The 21,536-nt window shown below is 38.1% G+C and carries 18 protein-coding genes; 14 read left to right on the plus strand and 4 right to left on the minus strand.

Going from position 1 to position 21,536, the window contains the following annotated elements; all coding sequences use genetic code 11:
- The first annotated feature begins 37 nt into the window (after nucleotides 1-37).
- The 5 genes from AC4BHA_RS05840 (at nucleotide 38) to AC4BHA_RS05860 (ending at nucleotide 6,408) form a co-directional block, all read left to right on the plus strand.
- Nucleotides 38-958, plus strand: coding sequence for a dipeptidase (locus AC4BHA_RS05840; protein WP_066100249.1), 921 nt, complete (start codon nucleotides 38-40; stop codon nucleotides 956-958).
- A gap of 171 nt (nucleotides 959-1,129) precedes the next feature.
- Entirely contained in the window at nucleotides 1,130-2,866 is a 1,737-nt protein-coding gene (locus AC4BHA_RS05845) for a 2-oxoacid:acceptor oxidoreductase subunit alpha (RefSeq protein ID WP_490558280.1), read from the plus strand.
- A complete protein-coding gene (locus tag AC4BHA_RS05850) occupies nucleotides 2,867-3,733 on the plus strand; it encodes a 2-oxoacid:ferredoxin oxidoreductase subunit beta (RefSeq protein WP_066100243.1) in 867 nt (288 codons plus the stop codon).
- 343 nt (nucleotides 3,734-4,076) lie between these two features.
- Nucleotides 4,077-5,117, plus strand: a complete 1,041-nt coding sequence (tdh, locus tag AC4BHA_RS05855; RefSeq protein WP_148629585.1) for an L-threonine 3-dehydrogenase — start codon at nucleotides 4,077-4,079, stop codon at nucleotides 5,115-5,117.
- Nucleotides 5,118-5,229: 112 nt separating this feature from the next.
- Nucleotides 5,230-6,408, plus strand: a complete 1,179-nt coding sequence (locus AC4BHA_RS05860) for a glycine C-acetyltransferase (protein ID WP_066100241.1) — start codon at nucleotides 5,230-5,232, stop codon at nucleotides 6,406-6,408.
- A gap of 141 nt (nucleotides 6,409-6,549) precedes the next feature.
- On the opposite strand, the gene AC4BHA_RS05865 is transcribed toward AC4BHA_RS05860, so the two are convergent.
- Nucleotides 6,550-7,110 (minus strand): GNAT family N-acetyltransferase, encoded by a 561-nt coding sequence (locus AC4BHA_RS05865; protein ID WP_066100238.1) that lies wholly within the window; start codon nucleotides 7,108-7,110, stop codon nucleotides 6,550-6,552.
- Nucleotides 7,111-7,652: 542 nt separating this feature from the next.
- Here AC4BHA_RS05865 and lepB point away from each other — a divergent pair.
- From lepB to AC4BHA_RS05895, 6 genes are all read left to right on the plus strand, one after another.
- The gene (gene lepB, locus AC4BHA_RS05870) at nucleotides 7,653-8,207 is read left to right on the plus strand and encodes a signal peptidase I (RefSeq protein WP_490558281.1); all 555 of its coding nucleotides are present in this window, start codon (nucleotides 7,653-7,655) and stop codon (nucleotides 8,205-8,207) included.
- 415 nt (nucleotides 8,208-8,622) lie between these two features.
- The gene (gene miaB / locus AC4BHA_RS05875; protein ID WP_139891208.1) at nucleotides 8,623-10,161 is read left to right on the plus strand and encodes a tRNA (N6-isopentenyl adenosine(37)-C2)-methylthiotransferase MiaB; all 1,539 of its coding nucleotides are present in this window, start codon (nucleotides 8,623-8,625) and stop codon (nucleotides 10,159-10,161) included.
- 2 nt (nucleotides 10,162-10,163) lie between these two features.
- A complete protein-coding gene (locus AC4BHA_RS05880) occupies nucleotides 10,164-10,595 on the plus strand; it encodes a YlbF/YmcA family competence regulator (RefSeq protein WP_066100229.1) in 432 nt (143 codons plus the stop codon).
- A gap of 138 nt (nucleotides 10,596-10,733) precedes the next feature.
- Nucleotides 10,734-11,945 carry a phospholipase D-like domain-containing protein gene (locus AC4BHA_RS05885; RefSeq protein ID WP_490558282.1) on the plus strand — a complete coding sequence of 404 codons (1,212 nt, stop codon included), beginning with the start codon at nucleotides 10,734-10,736 and terminating at the stop codon, nucleotides 11,943-11,945.
- Nucleotides 11,946-12,018: 73 nt separating this feature from the next.
- The gene (locus AC4BHA_RS05890) at nucleotides 12,019-13,008 is read left to right on the plus strand and encodes a Gfo/Idh/MocA family protein (RefSeq protein WP_490558283.1); all 990 of its coding nucleotides are present in this window, start codon (nucleotides 12,019-12,021) and stop codon (nucleotides 13,006-13,008) included.
- 21 nt (nucleotides 13,009-13,029) lie between these two features.
- Nucleotides 13,030-13,167, plus strand: a complete 138-nt coding sequence (locus AC4BHA_RS05895; protein WP_490558284.1) for a hypothetical protein — start codon at nucleotides 13,030-13,032, stop codon at nucleotides 13,165-13,167.
- Nucleotides 13,168-13,238: 71 nt separating this feature from the next.
- On the opposite strand, the gene AC4BHA_RS05900 is transcribed toward AC4BHA_RS05895, so the two are convergent.
- Entirely contained in the window at nucleotides 13,239-14,963 is a 1,725-nt protein-coding gene (locus tag AC4BHA_RS05900; protein ID WP_490558285.1) for an ABC transporter ATP-binding protein, read from the minus strand.
- A 202-nt stretch (nucleotides 14,964-15,165) separates the two neighbouring features.
- Here AC4BHA_RS05900 and AC4BHA_RS05905 point away from each other — a divergent pair, with 202 nt between their 5' ends.
- Genes AC4BHA_RS05905 through AC4BHA_RS05915 form a run of 3 tightly spaced genes read left to right on the plus strand, consistent with a single transcriptional unit; the run spans nucleotide 15,166 to nucleotide 19,963 of the window.
- Complete coding sequence (locus AC4BHA_RS05905; RefSeq protein ID WP_373925463.1) at nucleotides 15,166-16,617, plus strand: ABC transporter permease; 1,452 nt, start codon at nucleotides 15,166-15,168, stop codon at nucleotides 16,615-16,617.
- Between the two features lie 14 nt (nucleotides 16,618-16,631).
- Entirely contained in the window at nucleotides 16,632-18,107 is a 1,476-nt protein-coding gene (locus AC4BHA_RS05910) for an ABC transporter permease (RefSeq protein WP_139063783.1), read from the plus strand.
- 47 nt (nucleotides 18,108-18,154) lie between these two features.
- Nucleotides 18,155-19,963 (plus strand): ABC transporter substrate-binding protein, encoded by a 1,809-nt coding sequence (locus tag AC4BHA_RS05915; protein ID WP_490558286.1) that lies wholly within the window; start codon nucleotides 18,155-18,157, stop codon nucleotides 19,961-19,963.
- A gap of 163 nt (nucleotides 19,964-20,126) precedes the next feature.
- On the opposite strand, the gene AC4BHA_RS05920 is transcribed toward AC4BHA_RS05915, so the two are convergent.
- Nucleotides 20,127-20,891 carry a TPM domain-containing protein gene (locus AC4BHA_RS05920; RefSeq protein ID WP_308810527.1) on the minus strand — a complete coding sequence of 255 codons (765 nt, stop codon included), beginning with the start codon at nucleotides 20,889-20,891 and terminating at the stop codon, nucleotides 20,127-20,129.
- On the minus strand, nucleotides 20,888-21,403 hold the full coding sequence (locus tag AC4BHA_RS05925) for a LemA family protein (RefSeq protein ID WP_180349931.1): 516 nt from the start codon (nucleotides 21,401-21,403) through the stop codon (nucleotides 20,888-20,890). The genes AC4BHA_RS05920 and AC4BHA_RS05925 overlap by 4 nt, the downstream gene beginning before the upstream one ends.
- Between the last annotated feature and the right edge of the window lie 133 nt (nucleotides 21,404-21,536).

Below are 21,536 nucleotides of genomic sequence, written 5' to 3' on the forward strand. Positions count from 1 at the left end.
TTAACCGAAGCTAACATAACATGGGGGATTAGCTTAAATGAGAATATTTGATGCACATTGTGATGTGTTAATGAAGCTGTTTCTTAATCCAAAATTGGACTTTTATCATAGCAGGGAGCTAGAGGTAACAAATCTTGGTTTGAAAGCAGCTAATATACAAGTACAAGTTTTCGCTATTTATATACCGGAAAATGTACATCCTTCTATCCGCTTTGATGCAGCTCTTGCCATGGTGGATATTTTTTATGACCAAATAATTGGCACAGGGAAGTTAAAATTCATTCGAAAGTATAAGGATATTGGCAGGCTTAAAGAGGGAGAGACAGGTGCGATTCTCATGTTGGAGGGTTGTGACTGTATTGGCGACGACATGTTGAAGTTGAAGCTATTACTGAGGCTTGGTGTTACAGTGGTAGGGTTGACATGGAACTGGGCTAATCTGGTCGCTGATGGTGCATTGGAAAAACGCGCTGCCGGTCTAACCGCCTTTGGGAAAAAGGTAGTTGAATTGTTGAATGTTACGAACAACTGGTGTGATGTATCTCATTTATCGGAGAGAGCATTTTGGGATTGCATGGAAATACATAGCAGACCAATTGCTTCTCACTCAAATTGCCGATCGCTAGTTGATCATCCAAGAAATTTGAGTGATGAACAAATTAAAGCATTAATTCAAAAAAAATCGGTTATGGGACTTACATTTGTCCCTGAATTTTTAACAGGTACCAATCAGGCAAACTTGACTGATGTATTGAGGCATCTGGAACATGTTTGTTCACTTGGAGGTGCCCGTCATGTAGGATTTGGATCTGACTTTGATGGGACGACAACAAGCGTACATTCTCTCAGCAGAGTGGAACAATATAGTAATCTGGTTAACGAGCTGCTGAAGTATTATAAGGAAGAGGATGTCCGTCACTTCTTATTTGATAATTTTGCATCAAGATATGGCCAATAGGGGTTGAATTGAATACGCTATTTCTTTATTTATGGTTTTTTTAGAAACTTAAGCTTAATATTGTAGACATAATGGTATATTCTAGTAAATAATAAAATTATTGTTAATAGTTTTATAGCTGACATGAAAAACCAATATTTCATATAAGGGAATCGAAGGGGTGTAAAGGAAATGAATAAACAACTTTCATGGAAAGTTGGAGGGCAGCAAGGTGAAGGCATAGAAAGTACTGGAGAAATTTTTTCTATTGCATTAAATCGTCTGGGATATTACTTGTATGGGTATCGCCATTTTTCTTCCCGTATTAAAGGGGGCCATACAAATAATAAAATTCGAGTAAGCACAACACAGGTTCGATCAATAGCCGACGATTTGGATGTGTTAGTGGCATTTGACCAAGAAACCATTGATGTGAATTATAAAGAATTACATAAAGACGGTATTATTTTGGCCGACACCAAGTTTGATCCCAAAGCTCCTTTAGATAGCGAAGCAGTACTCTATTCCGTCCCATTTACAGAAATAGCCTCTCAGCTTGGGACATCTTTGATGAAGAACATGGTAGCTATCGGCGCTTCTAGTGCTGTGCTTGGTTTAAATATTCAGGTATTTTCAGAAGTGGTTGAGGAAATATTTGGAAGAAAAGGAGCCGCTGTCGTTGAAAAGAATTTAGAAGCGATTCAAGCTGGCTATGACTTTTTAATGGAACAAATGGGTAACAAGGCTGGAGTGTTGCAGCTAGTAGAAGCTGATGGAAAAAAACGTTTATTCATGATTGGTAATGATGCGATTGCCATGGGTGCTCTGGCTGGTGGAACTCGCTTTATGGCTGCCTATCCGATTACGCCTGCCTCTGAGATAATGGAGTATTTAATTAAGCAACTGCCAAAGTTTGGAGGAGCCGTCATACAGACAGAAGATGAGATTGCTGCTTGTACGATGGCAATTGGCGCAAATTATGCAGGTGTACGCAGTTTAACAGCTTCAGCTGGTCCAGGTTTATCGCTAATGATGGAGGCAATTGGATTGTCGGGTATTACAGAAACTCCGCTTGTAATTGTCGACACACAACGTGGAGGCCCTTCGACAGGTATGCCTACAAAACAGGAACAATCCGATTTGATGGCAATGATTTATGGAACTCATGGTGAAATTCCAAAAATCGTTCTTGCACCAAGTACAGTGGAGGAAGCATTCTACGATACAGTAGAAGCTTTTAATTTAGCTGAAGAATATCAGGTTCCGGTGATTATCCTTTCCGATTTACAATTATCATTGGGTAAACAAACCGTTGAGCCTTTAGATTTTAGCAGGGTTGAGATTAGGAGAGGTAAATTAATTTCTGAGGAGTTACCTGAGCCTACTGATAAAAGTTATTTTAAGAGATATGCTGTAACGGAAGACGGGATATCACCAAGACCTCTTCCAGGAATGAAAAATGGAATCCATCATGTTACAGGCGTTGAACATGATGAGACGGGAAAACCCTCAGAGGTTGCTTCCAATCGTGTAGCTCAAATGGATAAACGAATGCGCAAAATCGAGTCTGTAAGATTTAAAGATCCAATCCATATAAATGCTGTCCATGAGAATCCAGACTTGCTATTGGTCGGATTTATTTCTACTAGAGGTGTCATTGAAGAGACGATGAAAAACCTGGCTGATGACGGGATTAAAGTCAACCATGTACATGTAAGGCTTCTTCATCCATTCCCTGCCCATGAGTTACTGCCCTATGTTCAGGATGCGAAAAAGGTAGTTGTTATCGAGAATAATGCAACAGGACAACTTGCCAACATTCTGAAAATGAATATTGGCCATGCCGAGAAGATTACGAAGCTTTTAAAATATGACGGCAATCCATTTTTGCCGTACGAAGTGTATACAAAATGCAGGGAGTTGGTTTAAATGGCTACATTTAAAGACTTTAGAAATAATGTAAAACCAAACTGGTGTCCCGGCTGTGGTGACTTCTCTGTTCAGGCCGCTATCCAGAGGGCAGCAGCTAATGTAGGTCTGGAACCGGATCAACTTGCTGTGATTTCCGGAATAGGCTGTTCAGGCCGTATTTCCGGTTATATCCAATCCTATGGGTTTCACAGTATACATGGCCGTTCTTTACCAATCGCACAGGGTGTCAAAATGGCGAATCGTGATTTAACCGTCCTTGCCTCAGGTGGAGATGGTGATGGATTTGCAATTGGCATGGGTCATACAGTACATGCGATTAGGAGAAATATTGATATAACCTATATTGTTATGGACAATCAAATATACGGTTTAACGAAGGGTCAGACATCACCGCGCTCTGCAGCCGGTTTTAAGACGAAATCTACGCCTGGAGGTTCGATTGAACAGGCGATATCTCCAATGGAAATGGCCTTGTCAGTTGGTGCGACTTTTGTGGCGCAAAGCTTTTCCAGCGACTTAAAAGATTTGACAGCATTGATTGAAGCAGGTATTCGTCATAAAGGTTTTTCTTTAATTAATGTTTTCAGTCCATGCGTGACCTATAATAAAGTGAATACGTATGATTGGTTCAAGGGTAATTTAACAAAGCTTTCAACAATTGAAGGTTACGATCCATCCAATAAAGAAGCAGCGATGCAGACGTTAATGGAGCATAAAGGCTTAGTTACCGGCTTAATTTATCAAAATACTGCTCAGCCTTCCTATCAGGAATTAATTCAGGGGTATGCTGAAAAACCTTTATCTTCTGCTGATTTGAAATTGACTCAGGAACATTTTGATAAATTGACAGCAGAATTTATGTAATTGAATAAACACCGGCCGAGTAATCGGTCGGTATTATTTTTATGTAATGTGAGGTATATTCATGGAGAAATCTCTTGAAGAATGAACCCCTTGATATATCAGGGGTTTTTATTATGATTAGCAGATACCTTTGATAACGACTTATACATGGGGATTCATTCTTAGATGACAATGTAGGTTGTCTTAGTCCGGAAAAAATATTCACTTTAGTATACTTTTTTAAAAAAATATTCTTCTTATAATCAACTGTCCGCCATACGAGGAATAGCCTATTTACATAATTAAGTTAAAAATTTAAAATTTTGGTATAAACCAGGTTTTTTTAGACAGGAGTGTGTATACGGTGGATGGAAAAATGAAAGCGGTTGTAAAACATAAAAGAGGTTATGGAGCAGAACTCCAATTGATTGATATTCCTTCTATCAAAGAGGATGAAGTGTTGATTAAAGTAAAGGCGACGTCCATATGCGGGACGGATGTCCATATTTATACTTGGGATGAATGGTCTCAACATAGGGTTAATCCTCCTTATGCATTTGGGCATGAATTCTCAGGAGAGATTGTTGAAGTGGGAAATAAAGTACAGGATTTCCAGATAGGTGATTATGTTTCCGCTGAGACACATTTAGTTTGTGGAATCTGCCCTCAATGTATGACGGGACAATATCATATATGTAAAAACACAAAGATAATTGGGGTTGATACACAGGGGTGTTTTGCTGAATATGTAGCTTTACCGGCATCTAATCTTTGGAAAAATCCTGTAGATATGCCTATAGATGTAGCTTCTATACAGGAGCCTATGGGGAATGCGGTCCACACCGTATTGTCAGGTGAAGTAGTCGGGAAAACGGTCGCTATTATCGGTTGCGGTCCAATTGGTATTATGGCAGTGGGAGTGGCAAAAGCAGCTGGGGCTTCACAGGTCATTGCGTTAGATCTTAATGATTACCGTTTAGAGCTAGCGGGTAAATTGGGCGCTACTGTGATGATTAATTCATCGAAGACAGATCCTGTTCAGGCAGTTTATGATTTAACGGGTGGCAATGGGGTTGATATTGTTTGTGAAATGAGTGGTCATCCTATAGCCATCGATCAAGGATTTAAAATGATTACGAATGGAGGCAGGTTTTCTATTTTAAGCTTACCCTCTAAGCCTGTGCCTCTCAATATTACTGATGATATCGTTTTTAAGGGGATAACGGTTCAAGGAATTACAGGGAGACAAATGTTTAAAACGTGGCAGCAGGTTTCCCGATTGCTGGAATCAGGGCAGGTTGATGTTAAACCATTAATCACCCATCACTTCCCTTTAGAAGAGTATGAAAAAGGCTTTGACCTTATGATCAAAGGTGAGTGTGGAAAAGTGATATTACTGCCGTAAAAGGGTGCTGAATGAGGAAGAGTAATAAATTTATTCAATACTATTGATATAATGCAAAAATATAGGGAATAGAAGGAATATAAGGTAAACAATTGGATGAGGAGGAAGCGATTTGAAGGGGTTTGAATACTTGCAAACAGAATTAGACGAAATGAAAGGAACAGGTTTGTTCCATCCATTAATTCCTCTGGAATCAGAACAAGGTACAAAAGTTAAGATTAATGGGGAAAATTTGATTCAATTATCATCTAACAACTATCTTGGATTGACTTCACATCCTCGTTTAAAGGATGCAGCGCTTGATGCCATTGAAGAATATGGAGTGGGAACAGGTTCGGTACGTACAATTGCCGGTACCATGGATATGCATATAGAGTTAGAAGAGAAGTTGGCGAAATTTAAACATACGGAAGCGGCTTTAGTATTTCAATCTGGATTTACAACGAATCAAGGAGTTCTATCCGCGATTCTTACACAGGAAGATGTGGTTATATCGGATGAATTAAACCATGCTTCCATAATCGATGGAATAAGACTAACAAAAGCTACACGCCGTGTTTATAAGCATGTCGATATGAACAGCTTGGAGGATGTCCTGAAAGAGACTCAATCCTATCGTAAACGCTTAGTTGTAACAGATGGTGTCTTTTCCATGGATGGCAATATCGCACCGCTACCCGAGATTGTGGAGTTAGCAGAAAAATATGATGCACTTATTATGGTCGATGATGCGCATGCCTCAGGAGTACTTGGCCAAAATGGGCGTGGAACCGTCAATCACTTCGGTTTGGATGGACGTGTTCATATTCAGGTAGGTACGTTAAGCAAGGCTATAGGGGTTCTTGGAGGATATGTGGCAAGCAGCCGTACATTGGTTGATTATTTAATTCATAAAGGCAGACCTTTCTTATTTAGTACATCACACCCGCCAGCAGTGACAATGGCTAATATAGAAGCAATTGATGTATTATTGGAAGAGCCGGAATTAATTGAGCGTTTGTGGGAGAATACAAAGTTTTTCAAAGAAGGACTAGAATTTATGGGCTTTAATACCGGAAAAAGCGAAACACCGATCACTCCCATTATCGTTGGGGATGAGGCTTTGACAAATAAGCTGTCTAATAAATTAATGGAATATGGTGTATTTGCTCAGGGGATTGCATTCCCAACTGTTGCAAAGGGTCATGCACGTGTCAGGACCATTGTAACAGCAGAACATTCCAAAGAGGAGCTGGCTAAAGCATTAAATGCATTTGAAAAGGCTGGTAAAGAGCTGGGGATTATTAAATAAACTGTATGAATGGTCTTTCGAAAATAGTTATTTAAAATAATAGGCTACTTAGAGGGAACTTCAGATATCTCTAATTAACAAGTTAATAGTAATACAGAAAAGCATTAATTCATGAAGAACGTGAATTAATGCTTTTTTTAGTTAGTTAGTCTGTCGCTTGTTCCATTCTTCTCTCAGTAAACCATATACATGTACATCATGGAATGACCCAAATCTGAAGATTTCATTTCGTAATGTACCCTCCTTACTAAAATAGCATTTTTCGTAAGAGCGGATAGCATTGGTATTAAAACTGAACACCTGAAGTTTGATTTTATGGATATGGATGTAATTAAAAACAAAAGAAATTAATGTATTCATAGCATCTGTGCCAAAGCCTTTATTGTGCCACTCGTTGCCAATGGATATCCCAACAAAACACGTGCTATTCTTCCAGTTAATTGCGAATACACCACATGATCCAATAAGTTCATTTGATTCTTTCTCAAAAATACCAAACATAAACTCTTCTTTTTTCCCACTAATCGTTTTGAAAAAATTTGTGTGATCTTCAGCTGTTAATGGAAATGGAATATCATCATTTGCAAGTAATAGTGTACTATTTTCATTTTCAATTTCAGCAAAGCGCTCAAAATGATGTGGTTCCATTTGTTTCAATAAAACTGTTTTACCTGATAAATAGTTATCAAAAAATTGTTTCATGTTTTTCTCCCTTTAGTAAGGGGTGCAGTCGGAGATACACTCCCTCAGATTATTTGTTGGTTAACAAAACATCTACTGCCATATGCGCGGTCATATTCACAACTCCTTTTTATTAATAGTATAACTATATCCCAAAACCAATTATTTGAAAATTACAAATAGTATTTAAAAGGATTCTCGCTTGTTTAATTACTTAGGATGAGTAACCTTTAGGGTCGATATCTCTGAAAGTAGGTTCATTGAACAAAATGAAGAAAAAGCAGTACTGGAAACTTTGTCATTGATTCATTAGATAACCTATTCAGGTGGCTTAATTTTTTTCTATGTAATTATTCTATTGCTCTATCTGTTTATTTGCTATTCTCCAACTGTCTTTATGTGGTACAGAAATTTCATTAAGAATGAAAGAACATAAAGGCTTGTTAGCTCATTGACATTGTACGTCTTATACATCCAACACGTTTGTATTTTTCTTTGTAAGGGAATGAATGAAGAAGAGAACAGAGCGGATGTACATGAATTAGGTTAAAGGAGTACGGTTTATGAATGATAAAATAAATATAGGAAAAGAAGCTATGTCAGTGTTTAAATCTGTCGTATTGGCAATTATTATTGTGACTTTAATGCGTCAGTTTGTTTTTACGCCAACTACAGTGAGGGGAGAATCTATGCTTCCCAGTCTCGAGGATGGAAATCGGGTTATCTTAAGTAAAATGACAACGATTAACCGTTTTGATGAGGTCGTATTTCATGCAACAGATTCATCTGATAGTTATGTAAAACGTGTAATTGGTCTTCCAGGAGATACTGTTGAGATGAAGAATGATGTTCTATATATCAATGGAAAAGCGGTTGATGAACCTTATCTTGTGGAATTTAAGAAGGATTTACAAGAGAGGGAACGTCTGACTGAAGATTTTACATTGAAGAATTTGACAGGTAAACAAAAAGTTCCAAAGGGACAAATGTTTGTTCTTGGAGATAATCGCTTGTACAGTAAAGATAGCAGGATATTTGGTTTTGTGCCGATGGATCGAATTATTGGTGAAGTGAAACTGCGCATTTGGCCAATAAGTGATATTGGTTTTGCGAAGTAACATGAATAGTGTTGTTGGAGGATGTTTGTCTGCCTTATATCAAAGAATACATTGGTATAACGCAGACAAACATTTTTTTTGGAGACATATGTGATTGATTTAGGGATTGTTTAGAAAGACAAATGCTCTTAAGTAATAGGAAGAACCAAAAAAATTGTATATATGCCTGTACAGGTATTTTTATCTGCATGTTTATCCCAAAAAAGGCTATTTTACACTTCATATTGAGAAATTTGCCCAAAACCATTATACTAAATGAATGTGACAACGATAGTTTTAAAAATGATTGCAATACAGTTTGTAATTGTTATTTTTGAGTTTAGTGCTTTTATAATTGTGTTTATGAGTGGTTTGGTCTATTTAATAATATATATAGATTTAATCAATAAGTGTGGATACATGGAAGGGGATTTATATGAACGAGCAGCAACGATTGGATACAACGACCGCTGTTAAAAATGACAAAAAGCAAGAGAAAGATTATAGCAAGTATTTTGAAACGGTTTACATGCCACCATCCTTAAAAGATGCTAAGAAACGCGGAAAAGAAGCGATTAATTATCATAAGGATTTTAATATTAATGAACAATTCCGTGGTATGGGTGAGGGACGCAAGTTTTATATCCGTACGTACGGTTGCCAAATGAATGAGCATGATACTGAAGTTATGTCCGGTATCTTTTTAGCTCTTGGATATGAACCAACTGACAGCGTGGAGGATGCCAATGTAATTTTATTGAATACATGTGCCATTCGAGAAAATGCTGAAAATAAAGTGTTCGGTGAACTTGGCCATTTAAAAGCATTGAGAAAAAATAAGCCTGATTTATTGCTTGGTGTATGTGGATGTATGTCACAGGAAGAATCTGTTGTGAATAAAATTTTACAAAAGCATGCCTTTGTAGATATGATATTTGGAACACATAATATCCATCGTTTACCGGAAATACTGATGGAAGCATATATGTCCAAAGAAATGGTTATTGAGGTTTGGTCCAAGGAAGGGGATATTATTGAGAACCTTCCAAAAGTAAGAAAAGGAAACATCAAGGCTTGGGTTAATATTATGTATGGCTGTGATAAGTTCTGTACGTACTGTATTGTTCCATTTACACGTGGAAAGGAACGGAGCCGCAGACCTGAAGATATCATTCAGGAGGTTCGTCAGCTGGCTGCTCAAGGATATCAGGAAATCACATTGCTTGGGCAAAATGTAAATGCATACGGTAAGGACTTTGAAGATATCGACTATCGTCTAGGCGATTTAATGGAAGAAATTCGTAAAATCGATATCCCGCGTGTGCGCTTCACGACAAGTCACCCTCGTGATTTTGATGATCATTTGATTGAAGTTCTGGCTAAGGGCGGAAACATGATGGATCATATCCATTTGCCTGTTCAATCCGGTAATAATGATGTCTTAAAAATCATGGCTCGTAAATACACTCGTGAACAATACTTGGAATTGGTTCGTAAAATCAAGGAAGCAATCCCTAACGTCACACTGACAACTGATATTATAGTTGGCTATCCGAATGAAACGGACGAACAGTTTGAAGAAACGATGTCTCTTTATCAAGAAGTTGGATATGACTTGGCTTATACATTTATTTATTCTCCGCGTGAAGGTACACCAGCCGCAAAAATGAAGGATAATGTTCCGATGGAAGTCAAAAAAGAGCGTCTTCAACGCTTGAATGCACTGGTAAACGAAACAGCCAACAAAAAGAATCAATTATATAAAGGCCAAATTCTCGATGTTTTAGTTGAAGGGGAAAGTAAAAATAATCCGGATGTACTGGCGGGTTATACAACTAAAAATAAATTGGTTAACTTTAGAGCTCCAAAATCTGTTATCGGTAAAATTGTAAAAGTAAAAATTACAAATGCTAAAACATGGTCACTTGATGGTGAGTATGTGGAAGAAACAAATGAGGTAGAGGTGGGAGTTTAAAAATGGGGAACTACACGAAAGAACAAATTATTGACAAAGCAAAAGACTTGGCTAAAATGATCTCAACGACTAATGAAGTTGATTTCTTTAAACGAGCGGAAGCACAAATCAATGAAAATAAAAATGTAGCTGAGTTAATGTCAGTAATCAAGGGGTTACAAAAGCAATCGGTCAACTTCCAACATTATGGAAAGACAGAAGCCTTTAAAAAGACAGAGGAAAAATTAGCGAAGGTAGAACGTGAATTGGATGAAATTCCGATTGTCCAGGAATTCAAACAATCGCAGATGGAAGTTAATGATCTTCTGCAGATGGTAGCTAATGTCATCTCAAATACAGTGACAGATGAAATCATTAAAGCAACTAATGGTGATTTGTTACGTGGGGAAACTGGCTCAAAAGTAAAAAATAATTCTCACAGCCATAGCTGCTAATTTTAGAAAGCCACATATTACTCCTTTATTAAAAGGAGTGATGTGTGGCTTTTTTACTCATTTAATAATATGGGTTCTTTTACACATACTAAGCAAAAAGGAAGATGTAATTTGTCTTCCATTCAAAGGACAGTCAGGATGCTGAAAAAAATAATTATATATTTCATTAACGGTCTTTTACTGTTTAGTACCTTTATATGCTTGCTTTTAGTATGGGTGAATTATGATATTAAAGCGGGAAGAGAAGCGGCGGAAGCAGGTAGCCAACCTCATATCTATCCAATTCGTAACAGTAATTTTGGATTGTACACGGATTGGAAAACCTTTTATCCTCAGTTTTCAAAAGATATTGTAGAGGCTAAGGAATATGTGTATATACATTATTTTTCAATTGGTAATGGTGAAGCAAGCAAAAAATTTTTCGATTTATTGAAGAAAAAGGCGAATCAAGGAGTCGAAGTTTATTATTCGGTAGACCGAGCAGGCTCTTTAAAGGGTAAGAATGATTGGTTTGATGAACTGAGAAAAGCAGGGGTGCATATAACCTATAGCAATGATCCTCATTTTCCTCATATTTGGTACTCCATCCAGCATAGAAATCATCGTCGAATAGCTGTGATAGATGGGAAAATCGGATACACAGGCGGACTTAATGTAGCACAAAAATATACAAAGAATACATGGCATGATTATCAGATCCGTATGACAGGTGAGGGTGTTCAGGACTTTGAACAACAATTTTGCGAGGATTGGAAGGTAAATACAGGTAACTCTGCACCCATACATAAGGTTGACTTGGAAAAAGGAGAAACCAATCATTATTTGAAGGTATATTCAAGTGGATTTGGCTTGGTTGAGGATTTTATTCAAGAATTCGATGCGGCAAAAAAACAAATTATCATTGCGACCCCCTATTTTATTCCAGATAATCGTGATTTTATGGAAGCTTTAAAACGGGCAAGAAAACGTGATGTGGAGGTTATCATCATGTGGCCCAAACATTCAGATGGATTAATGTTAACCCAGGCTGCGTATCCTTTTGTCAGAGAAGCACTCGAAAACGGAATGAAGGTATACCAATATGATAAAGGAATTTTCCATGGGAAGGTTGTCCTGGTAGATCATGAAAGATTAATAATTGGAACAGTCAACATCGATTCACGTTCATTTAGGTTGAATGATGAAATGACTTTATTTATGAAATCATCACCATTTAGTCAAACGGTTCAAAAACAATTAGATGTAGATCTCGGGGATTCAAAGGAAATTAAATTAGATTATTTTGATAACCTTAAAATGAAAGATAAAATACTGATGAAAATTGCCAAATACGTACATTATTATCTATAATAGAAGTAACTTCTAAGAAACGGATCATTGTAATGATCCGTTTTTTTTAGGACTTTGGAAAGGAGAAATAAGAATGCCAAAAATAAAATGGGGTATTTTAAGTACGGCAGATATTGGGCAAACTCAAGTGATTCCCGCCATTAAACGTTCTGTCCATGGAGAGGCAACAGCGATTGCCAGCCAAAGTCAAAAGGCTAAAGATGTGGCTGCAAGCTTGGAGATTCCGAGGACATATGATTCATACGAAGAATTATTAGCGGATCCTGAAATACAAGCTGTTTATATTCCATTACCAAATCATTTGCATGCAAAATGGACAATGGAAGCAGCAAAAGCTGGTAAACATGTGTTGGTTGAGAAGCCAGCTGCTTTGACAGAGTCAGAAACAATTGAAATGATGAATGCGTGTGAGCGTTATGGTGTGAAAATGATGGAAGCGTTCATGTACCAATTTCATGCCCAACATAAACGTGTAAAAGATATTATTAAAACGGGAGAAATAGGCGAGGTAAAGTATATGTATGCCAGTCATTCGTTTTTATTAAGTGATGATGAGGATAATATTCGTTTATCTTCGGAAAAAGGGGGAGGGGCCCTATATGACGTTGGCTGTTATAATATCCATGCTATCAGGCATATTTTAGGAGCTGAACCAATAGAAATAATGGGCTTTGCAGATCTGAATAATCCTTATGATGTAGACTTAACTACCACAGCGCATATGACGATGGATAATGGTGTGCGAGCGATGTTTGATTGCAGTTTTGAAATGACTAATCGAAATGAATACCGCGTGGTTGGCACTCTAGGAGAGATTATATGCAGAAATGCTTATCGTCCAGATCTTGTTGGACATCAAGGGGAATTATTGGTTAAAAGCGGAGGGGAGACCCGAAAAGAAGTGATTATGTGTGATCAATATATGATGCAAGTGGATCATTTTGCAGAATGTATACTTAACGATCAAACCCCAGCATATACGCCATTGGATACCGTGCAAAATATGAAAATAATTGAAGCTTGTTATAAATCAATCAAAGATCAAAGTATTGTTAAGTTGTAACTTTTAATTGGGGTCTGTTAAGTGCGAAACATAAGTTTTTTCTGTGAGTATATGAAAGAAGAGTTTAGACAGATCAACATTGATTATACTTACTATATACTGCCAGACGAGCAAAATTTCCAGTTTGTGTATCCAGTTGTGGAAGAGCTGGTTATGTAAAAAACAAAGAAGTGGAAAGAGGCATTCAGGATCTTGGATGCCTCTTTAAGTTTTCAAACCAATGATTAAGGCTAAATGGCAACCCAGTGTCCGGCAGACACTTCCACTAGTTTTGTGTTTTCAACATTATACTCTTTTTTCTCTGTTTTAATTGATCCATCATTTTTTCTTTTTTGTGTTTCAATCTTTGGATCCGGGATAGGGATCGAGGCCAATAACGATTTTGTGTAATCATGCTGAGGGTTAGAATATAATTCTTCACTTTCGGCCAACTCTACTATTTTTCCTTTATACATGACGGCTACCCTATCGCTAATGTGTTTAACCATGGAAAGATCATGAGCGATGAACAGGTAGGTGAGACCGAGCCGTTGTTGCAAATCTTCCATCAATTCAACGATCTGTGCTTGGATGGAGACATCGAGGGCTGATAATGGCTCGTCACACACGATGAAGGCAGGGTCGACTGCTAATGCCCTGGCGATACCGATTCGTTGTCTTTGCCCTCCAGAGAATTCATGCGGATATCTCATCGCGAATGCAGGATCCAAACCAACCATATCAAGCAAAGTCTCAACCCGTTTCTTTCGATTTGATTTATTGGTGGCGAGATGATGGACATCCAGTGCTTCACCTATGATATCCAATACCCGCATCCTTGGATTGAGAGAAGCATAAGGATCTTGAAAGATCATTTGCATATGACGCCGCATGATGAGCATTTCATTAGGAGAAAAGTCGTTTAGCGCCATACCTTTAAAAAGAATATCCCCTCCGGTAGGGGTATGTAATTGAAGGATTGAGCGTCCGGTAGTGGATTTACCGCTTCCTGATTCGCCGACGATTCCTAATGTTTCCCCAGCTTTAATACTGAAAGAAATATCATCTACTGCTTTTATTGTATTGCCTTTGCCAATATCGAAGTATTGCTTAAGATTGCGCACTTCCAGCAACGGGACATCTTCAGTATTTCTGATTATATTAGGTACCGGTTTCAATTTCTTCTTTTCATTTAGTTTCGGAAGTGCATGAAGTAACTTCTTTGTATAAGGGTGAGTGGGTGAGGTAAAGATTTTCTCTGTCGAACCAGTCTCTACAATTTCCCCGTTTTGCATGACGGCTACTCGGTCGCACATTCCAGCTACTACACCAAAGTCATGCGTGATTAAAATGATTGAAGTTCCGAACTTTTCTTGCATCATCTTCATTAGATTAAGGATTTGCGCCTGAATGGTGACGTCAAGAGCAGTTGTAGGTTCATCTGCTATTAGCAAAGACGGTCGGCATGCCAATGCTATTGCAATCATTACCCGCTGTCTCATTCCCCCAGAAAATTCATGAGGATACTGTTCATAGCGAATTTCGCTGTCCTTAATACCGACCAATTCCAACATATCGAGCGCTTGGTTTTTGGCTTGTTTATCGGATAGATTTTCGTGTTTTATTAATCCTTCTGCAATCTGATCTCCGATTTTCATGGTCGGATTCAAAGATGTCATTGGATCTTGGAATATCATTCCGATATCGCGTCCACGAATGACCTCCATTTCTTTTTCTGAGTATTTCCCAATATCTTTTCCGTTAAAGAGAACCGTTCCGTTCTTTCGTCTGGCGCTCACTGGTAACAGCTGCATGATTGAACGTGCAGTGACGCTTTTACCACTGCCTGATTCACCGACAATTCCTAAGGTTTCTCCTTTATTAAGTGAAAAGCTGATATTTTGTACAGCTTGAAATTCCTGTTCTTCTTGTTCAAAAGATACCGATAAGTGTTGCACTTGCAATAATGAATTCATCAAAAGACACCTGCCAAATCATAATATTGGTCCAAAAAAGGCTAATGGATATATTTCCTCGTACTGTTGACTTTTACCAATTGCTAAAATAAAATATACTATACCACTCGGAAAAGTGCAATTATTCTTAAATCTTTTGTTTATACGAATGATTATATGTATTCGGCTAAACGCTGAAGGAAAAAAGGAGGGGATATTATTGATTAATGAGCAGGAGTGGAAGGGGAACCATTCTTTTGTACAGAGGATAGATCAAATTTTTAGGAAAATGATGGCTAACTCTGCATATAAAAGTTTCCTCCTGATTTTGGGGGCTCCGCTCTTTTTAATTGTTATGTTTTATTATCTTTTCAAAAGAAACAAAGGTAGTTATACAGCTGCAGAAGCAGAGCTAAAGCAATCCCTTATCGATTCTGGCCATTTCACTGCTTTTAAGAAGGACTATCAGGATCAGCTTAGAAAAAAGCGGGATTTCTTTGACAAGAAAGTAGACGATAAGGAGATTGAGCAAAAAGCAACCCAACTTGCCGAGCATCGATTAAATGTCTATATATCAGAGTTAATGGTCTCTTCGACTCGCGATGATAGTGAACCGTGGAAAGGGAAGATGCAGTTCGAGGATGTATTTTCTGTATTGCTCCGCGAAAGGTGGTTCTTCTTCATTTCCTTCATTGCTGGTTTTTTTATGTACATATTGATGTTTATCTTTAGTTACCCTTATGTAAAATACGTGATGGAACGTTTAATCATGACTATTTTCGTTGTTTTGGGTGTAAGTATACTTGTCTTTACGATTTTGTATATTTCACCGTTCAATCCTGCTGCTAACATATTGGGAGAAACGGCAACGAAGGAGCAGATTGCCGCATTCAATACTTTGCATGGATTGGATCAGCCCTACTTTATTCAATTACGAGACACCATAATCGGAATCTTCACTTTTGATCTAGGTAGTTCTTTTGCTGGAAATGAAGACGTGATATCTTCCATTATGCGTAAGTTTCCAATTACATTGACGATCGCCGTCTTTTCTTTATTGCTCGCAGTACTGGTCGCATTACCAACCGGAATCATTTCGGCTATCAGAAGGAATACAATCTTTGATCATTCTTTTATGTTAATTGCCTTGCTTGGACTATCAATTCCGAGTTTCTGGCAAGGGCTGATCTTCATATTGGGCTTCTCGGTTCATTTAGAATGGCTACCTGCAACGTATCGTGCTAACAATTGGCTTTCGCTAATCATGCCTGTCGTGGTACTTGGAACAGGACTGACAGCTGCAGTTGCCAGAATGACCAGGTCATCGACACTTGAAGTCATACATGAAGATTATATGTTGACGGCAAGGGCAAAAGGTTTAAGTGGAAAAAGAGTTGTCATGAGACATGCAGTACCAAATGCTCTTATCCCAATTATTACGGTGATAGGACTACAATTTGGAGGAATGCTCGGAGGGGCAGCAGTCACAGAAAAAGTGTTTAATATCAGCGGTCTGGGCAGTTATATTGTCGATAAACAATTTATACCGGATGTGCCGGCAGTAATGGGCGCTGTCATCTATACAGCCATTATCATTTCTATTGTTAATATGTTCATCGATATCTTGTATGCATTCTTTGATCCGCGGATTCGGCATAAGATGAAACAATACTAAAGCAGGTGTATGAAATGAATAGTTTAAAAGCTTCACAGGAATATAGACAGGCGAAGTTCGCTTTAGGTATTTCTTTGATACTTACAATCATTTTTCTGCTAAATGTCTATGATTTCAAAAGTATGGAAAGTAGAGGATTTTTCTTATGGATGTTTGGGATTTATACCTGCTTTACTGCCATACAGGGCATTTTGCTGAGGAGAATGAAAATAGACTTACTGGAAAAAGGAGATATTTCGATTATTACCAGGAGGTTGGGGATTATTCAACTGGCAAGTCTATTCAGCGGGAATGTCTTTTTGACAGCAGCTGCGTTGATCTTGATTAAAAAGAAGAAAAATCTCTATTACTCTCTTGGAATTTATATGCTATTGGTTGATTGCTTTGTAATAGGTGTTTCTGCCCTTAATTTGTTTAAACCGTATGTGTCAAACAGTTTTATGACAGGAATGGCTACCTTGATTGCGATAACATTGTTCCATCTGTTAGGTGTTTTGTTGCTCCTGAAAGGGAGACTGCATAAGAAGGCATCCATCGTTGTCGCTATTTTCTTTCTGTTGAGCACCCTTACCGGAAATCTGTTTTCTCTAGTGTTTGGAATAACGATCCTACTAAGGGCTAGAAATCTGCAGTATGGTGTTAAGACTGAGTGGGAATCAATATGGGAAAGGTTATCAAAGCATTTTGCAGCGATGCTGAGTTTGTTTTTTATCATCTTTCTGTTCATGATTTCAGTGTGCAGTATGTTTACTTTTGAAATGAGTCTTGCAATCGAAAATAATTACGGAGCAATCTTGCAATCTCCGAGTCTCGTTTATCCATTCGGTACCGATAATTTCGGCAGGGACGTTTTTTCCAGGCTTGTATTCGGTGCTAGAATATCACTCATTGTTGGTTTCCTGGCTACCCTTATTCCTGTATTGATCGGAGGATTCCTAGGTGCCATCTCAGGCTATTATGGCAGACATACTGATAATATCATCATGCGGCTTTTAGATATTTTATATGCTATCCCAGGTATTTTGCTGGCGATTACAATCATTGCTGCCTTTGGAGCTAATACTGTTAATTTGATTATCGCCTTAAGCGTAGGGGCTATTCCTACATATGCCAGGACGATGCGCGCTAATGTGCTCCAGGTTTCTAATTATGAATTTGTAGAGGCTTCGAGGGCTCTTGGAGTAAAGGATCGTGCCATCATTTTCAAACATATCATCCCTAACTCCATGGCTCCTATGATCGTGAAATCCACTTTAACAATAGGTGCAGCTGTCATATCGACAAGCAGCTTAAGTTATCTTGGACTTGGGGTTGAACCACATATACCAGAATGGGGAAATATTTTGCGAATTGGAAGCGCCTACTTGGAATCTAATCCTTATCTTGCTATTTTTCCTGGAGTAGCAATCGTTTTGCTTGTGTTGTCATTCAATTTTCTTGGGGATGGTCTGAGGGATGCACTTGATCCTAAGCTTGATCGATCATCCTGATTATGAAAAGAAGCTTTATCAAATATGAATCATTTGGGGGAGTTATTTTGAAGATAAAAGGATTTATGCCGTTATTGCTTGTATTCTTATTGGTTCTTAGCGCATGCACAGTCCAAACAAAAGATGATATAAGTAATAAAGTTAATGATGGTGAAAAAAAGGAAGCTATTGAGATTGAAATATTGAGTACGAGTGCCAACGAGTCAGATGTAAATATTCTTCGTGATCAACTTACGAAAAATGGATTTGAAGTCAAATTGAATCTTCAACCGGATTTCGGAAGCTTTAAAGCACAGGAAGATGCAGGCAATTTCGATGTGTCTATGTCGAGTTGGACCACAGTTACGGGTAATCCGGATTATGCGGTGCGATCGTTGTTTATAACAGGAGGGGATTATAGCATTATATCAGATCCTAAATTGGATAAATTGATTAATAAAGCATCTACTCAAACTCCAGAAGAATATAAAGGAACCTATAAAGAGTTAGAAGACCACCTTGTATTTGAAAAGGCTTATATTGCTCCTTTGTATATATCCAACAAAAATCAAGCGGTTAATACAGATATATTAAAGGAAAAATCCGTACGTTTGTCGAAGTCGCGGGCCTTGGCGTGGGATTCAATTGATTTTGCCGATACTACAAAGCGTGATAAGGAACCTTTGAAATTGACACAGGCGATGTCTACGCTAACTTCTCTTGATCCAATCAAAGGGAATGATGGTTCCATCAACCAATTGAATACGAATATGTATATACGTTTGGTGAATTTGACTGACGATGATAAAATCACCTCGGATGCATCCTTATCGTTGAATCATGCCATTGCTGAAGGAAATACGGAATATTATTTTGTACTCAGAAATGACATTCGGTTTGCTAAAGTAGAAAATAAAAAGGCAGTTGACTCAGGTGAAAGAGTCGGAGCAGAAGATGTCATATTTTCCTTGAATCGTGCGAAAGACAAAGATTCCGTACCGGACCACAGAACATACAGTTTGCATGAGCATATTAAGAAAGTAGAAATCGTTGAGGACGTGGCGAGCCTTGAATCAGTGAAGCTTTCCAATGAGAAAGGCACCGTAAAGGACGCTCTTAATAAAGATCTGGAAAGTGAAATAACGGGACTAGTCAAAGCAAAAGAGGATGCCGATCAAAAAAATGGGAAGTATCAAGTCGTAAAAATGACAACAACTGAGCCATTCCCACAGGTGTTGAATTATCTGGCCCACCAATCTGCAGGAATTGTTTCGAAAAAACAAGTTGAAAGCATCAATACTTATGATGTAGCTTCTTTCGATGTCAAGAAAGATATCCCTTATGGAGATCAAAGTACGGTAACCGAGGGCAGCCAATATAATAACACGTTATATACAAGCGGACCTTATATAATGCTGTACAAAAATGACTATGAAGCTGTATTCCAAAAGAACCCTGCTTATATGGAAGGGGGAGAATACGAACCATATATTAATAGAGTTTCCGTACGATTTATCAAAGACCCTGATAGCGCATTTAGTGCACTACGAAGCAGTGAAATCGACATGCTATCCGGTGTACCAGAAACAAAGTTTGATATTCTTAAGGAAGACAGCAAGATGAAACTACAAAGCATCCAGAGTAATGCCGTTTCTTACTTGTTATTTAACACGAAAAATCGTGATGTTGCACAAAGTGAGAACTTAAGAAAGGCAGTTCTTTATTCCATTAATCAGGATGAGTTCATTCAATTCTATAAAGGCGATAAAGCAAAGGCTATTTCAACCGTCAGCCCGCTTGTTGATACAGGTAACGAATTATCCCCTGATGCTGAAAAAGTCAAAAAAGCTTTAGAAGCCTATCGCTCTGAAAAGTAAATAGAAACAAAAAAAGAATCCCGAAAAGGATTCTTTTTTGTTCAGTATGACTGATTAAGAATATATTCTGTATATACAAAATACGAAACTGGGAAAGGAAAACAAACTGATTTTCTATCGCCGGGTTCAATTATGGTATTGATTAGTTATAGGTATTTATAATTTACCAGCCTCTCGAAGCCCCGCCGCCGCCAGATGAACCGCCACCGCCGCCGCGATTTCCACCTCCACGACCTCCGCCGTTCCTTGAAAATGCAGACAGAATGTGAAGAAGCATATAAGTAAATGTACCACCAAAGAAAGTCATATCAATAATGATAAATGTAACAAGTGCAGCTCCTATTAATAGTTTTTTCCAAGTCGCCATACCGCCTTCATTATTTACTTCGGAGACATAAGCTTTCGAATCGGTTGATTCATTTAGTTGATATTCCTGAGAGACGACATTAAATAATTCCTTATACGTATTGATGACAGCCTCGTTAGGTTGGTTAGATTGCATATATGGAATAGTATACGTGTCCAATATTCTGCCAACCTTTCCATCAGGCAATGCCCCTTCAAGACCGTATCCAACTTCAATACGGGCTTTTCTATCCTTATTCGCTATTAATAAAAGGACACCATTATTAAGTTCCTTATCACCTAGCTCATATGTACGGAAGGCATCCAGTGCGTATTCTTCAGGTGTTTGATTATCTAAAGTATTTACGGTTAACACAGCAATTTGGGCTTTTGTTTGATCTTCCAATGTACGACCTAACTGAATCAACTGTTGTTTCTCACTGTCATCTAATAGATTGGCGAAATCCTGAACGTAAATATCCCCTTGTGGTTTGGGAACAGCTGCGGACACTGGACTTCCAATCAAGCTGACCAATAAGAATAAGAAAGTCGCCATTGAGTGGAGAATTCTTTTAAACATCATTCAGTTCCATTAAAATCTACTGTCGGTGCCTGCTCTGCGCCATCAGCAGCTTTAAAATATTCCTTGCTATCAAAATTAAATAATCCGGCAATCAAGGCACCGGGAAATTGCTTCACTTTTTTATTATAAGTGGATACTTCCGTATTATAATCCTGTCTTGCTACAGCAATCCGATTTTCAGTACCGGCCAGTTCATCCATTAATTGCTGGAAACTTTGATTGGCCTTCAGATCAGGATAGTTTTCAACAACAACTAATAGTCGATTTAATGCACCTGTAAGTTCATCATTGGCCGTTGCTTGTTCCTGCGGTGTATTAGCACCGGCAAGATTTGCACGAGCAGTTGAGACATCATTTATAACAGCTTCTTCATGCTCGGCATACCCTTTAACGGTATTAACTAAATTAGGAATTAAGTCCATCCTTCTTTGTAATTGGTTGTCGATCTGGGAATAAGCTTTATCGACATTCTCTTCTGCGTTCACAAAGCCATTATAACTCGAAGCAAACATAGCGATTATAATGCCAATAACCACAACCCCAGCAAGTAATATGATTGATCCTCTTTTCAATATTTTTGCACTCCTTTCTTACACTATATAACGTTTGATGGGTGAAAAAGTTTCATTAATCATCATACCCCTA

This window comes from Pradoshia sp. Z3_51 (assembly GCF_058215915.1).

Excerpts from the sequence above, each read along its gene's own strand:
- lepB (WP_490558281.1), top strand. The coding sequence starts at position 7,653 with ATGAATGATAAAATAAATATAGGAAAAGAAGCTATGTCAGTGTTTAAA.
- AC4BHA_RS05845 (WP_490558280.1), top strand. The coding sequence starts at position 1,130 with ATGAATAAACAACTTTCATGGAAAGTTGGAGGGCAGCAAGGTGAAGGC.
- AC4BHA_RS05920 (WP_308810527.1), bottom strand. The coding sequence starts at position 20,891 with ATGATGTTTAAAAGAATTCTCCACTCAATGGCGACTTTCTTATTCTTA.
- AC4BHA_RS05925 (WP_180349931.1), bottom strand. The coding sequence starts at position 21,403 with ATGTTTGCTTCGAGTTATAATGGCTTTGTGAACGCAGAAGAGAATGTC.
- AC4BHA_RS05865 (WP_066100238.1), bottom strand. The coding sequence starts at position 7,110 with ATGAAACAATTTTTTGATAACTATTTATCAGGTAAAACAGTTTTATTG.
- AC4BHA_RS05890 (WP_490558283.1), top strand. The coding sequence starts at position 12,019 with ATGCCAAAAATAAAATGGGGTATTTTAAGTACGGCAGATATTGGGCAA.
- AC4BHA_RS05910 (WP_139063783.1), top strand. The coding sequence starts at position 16,632 with ATGAATAGTTTAAAAGCTTCACAGGAATATAGACAGGCGAAGTTCGCT.
- miaB (WP_139891208.1), top strand. The coding sequence starts at position 8,623 with ATGAACGAGCAGCAACGATTGGATACAACGACCGCTGTTAAAAATGAC.
- AC4BHA_RS05880 (WP_066100229.1), top strand. The coding sequence starts at position 10,164 with ATGGGGAACTACACGAAAGAACAAATTATTGACAAAGCAAAAGACTTG.
- AC4BHA_RS05885 (WP_490558282.1), top strand. The coding sequence starts at position 10,734 with ATGCTGAAAAAAATAATTATATATTTCATTAACGGTCTTTTACTGTTT.
- AC4BHA_RS05840 (WP_066100249.1), top strand. The coding sequence starts at position 38 with ATGAGAATATTTGATGCACATTGTGATGTGTTAATGAAGCTGTTTCTT.
- AC4BHA_RS05900 (WP_490558285.1), bottom strand. The coding sequence starts at position 14,963 with ATGAATTCATTATTGCAAGTGCAACACTTATCGGTATCTTTTGAACAA.
- AC4BHA_RS05850 (WP_066100243.1), top strand. The coding sequence starts at position 2,867 with ATGGCTACATTTAAAGACTTTAGAAATAATGTAAAACCAAACTGGTGT.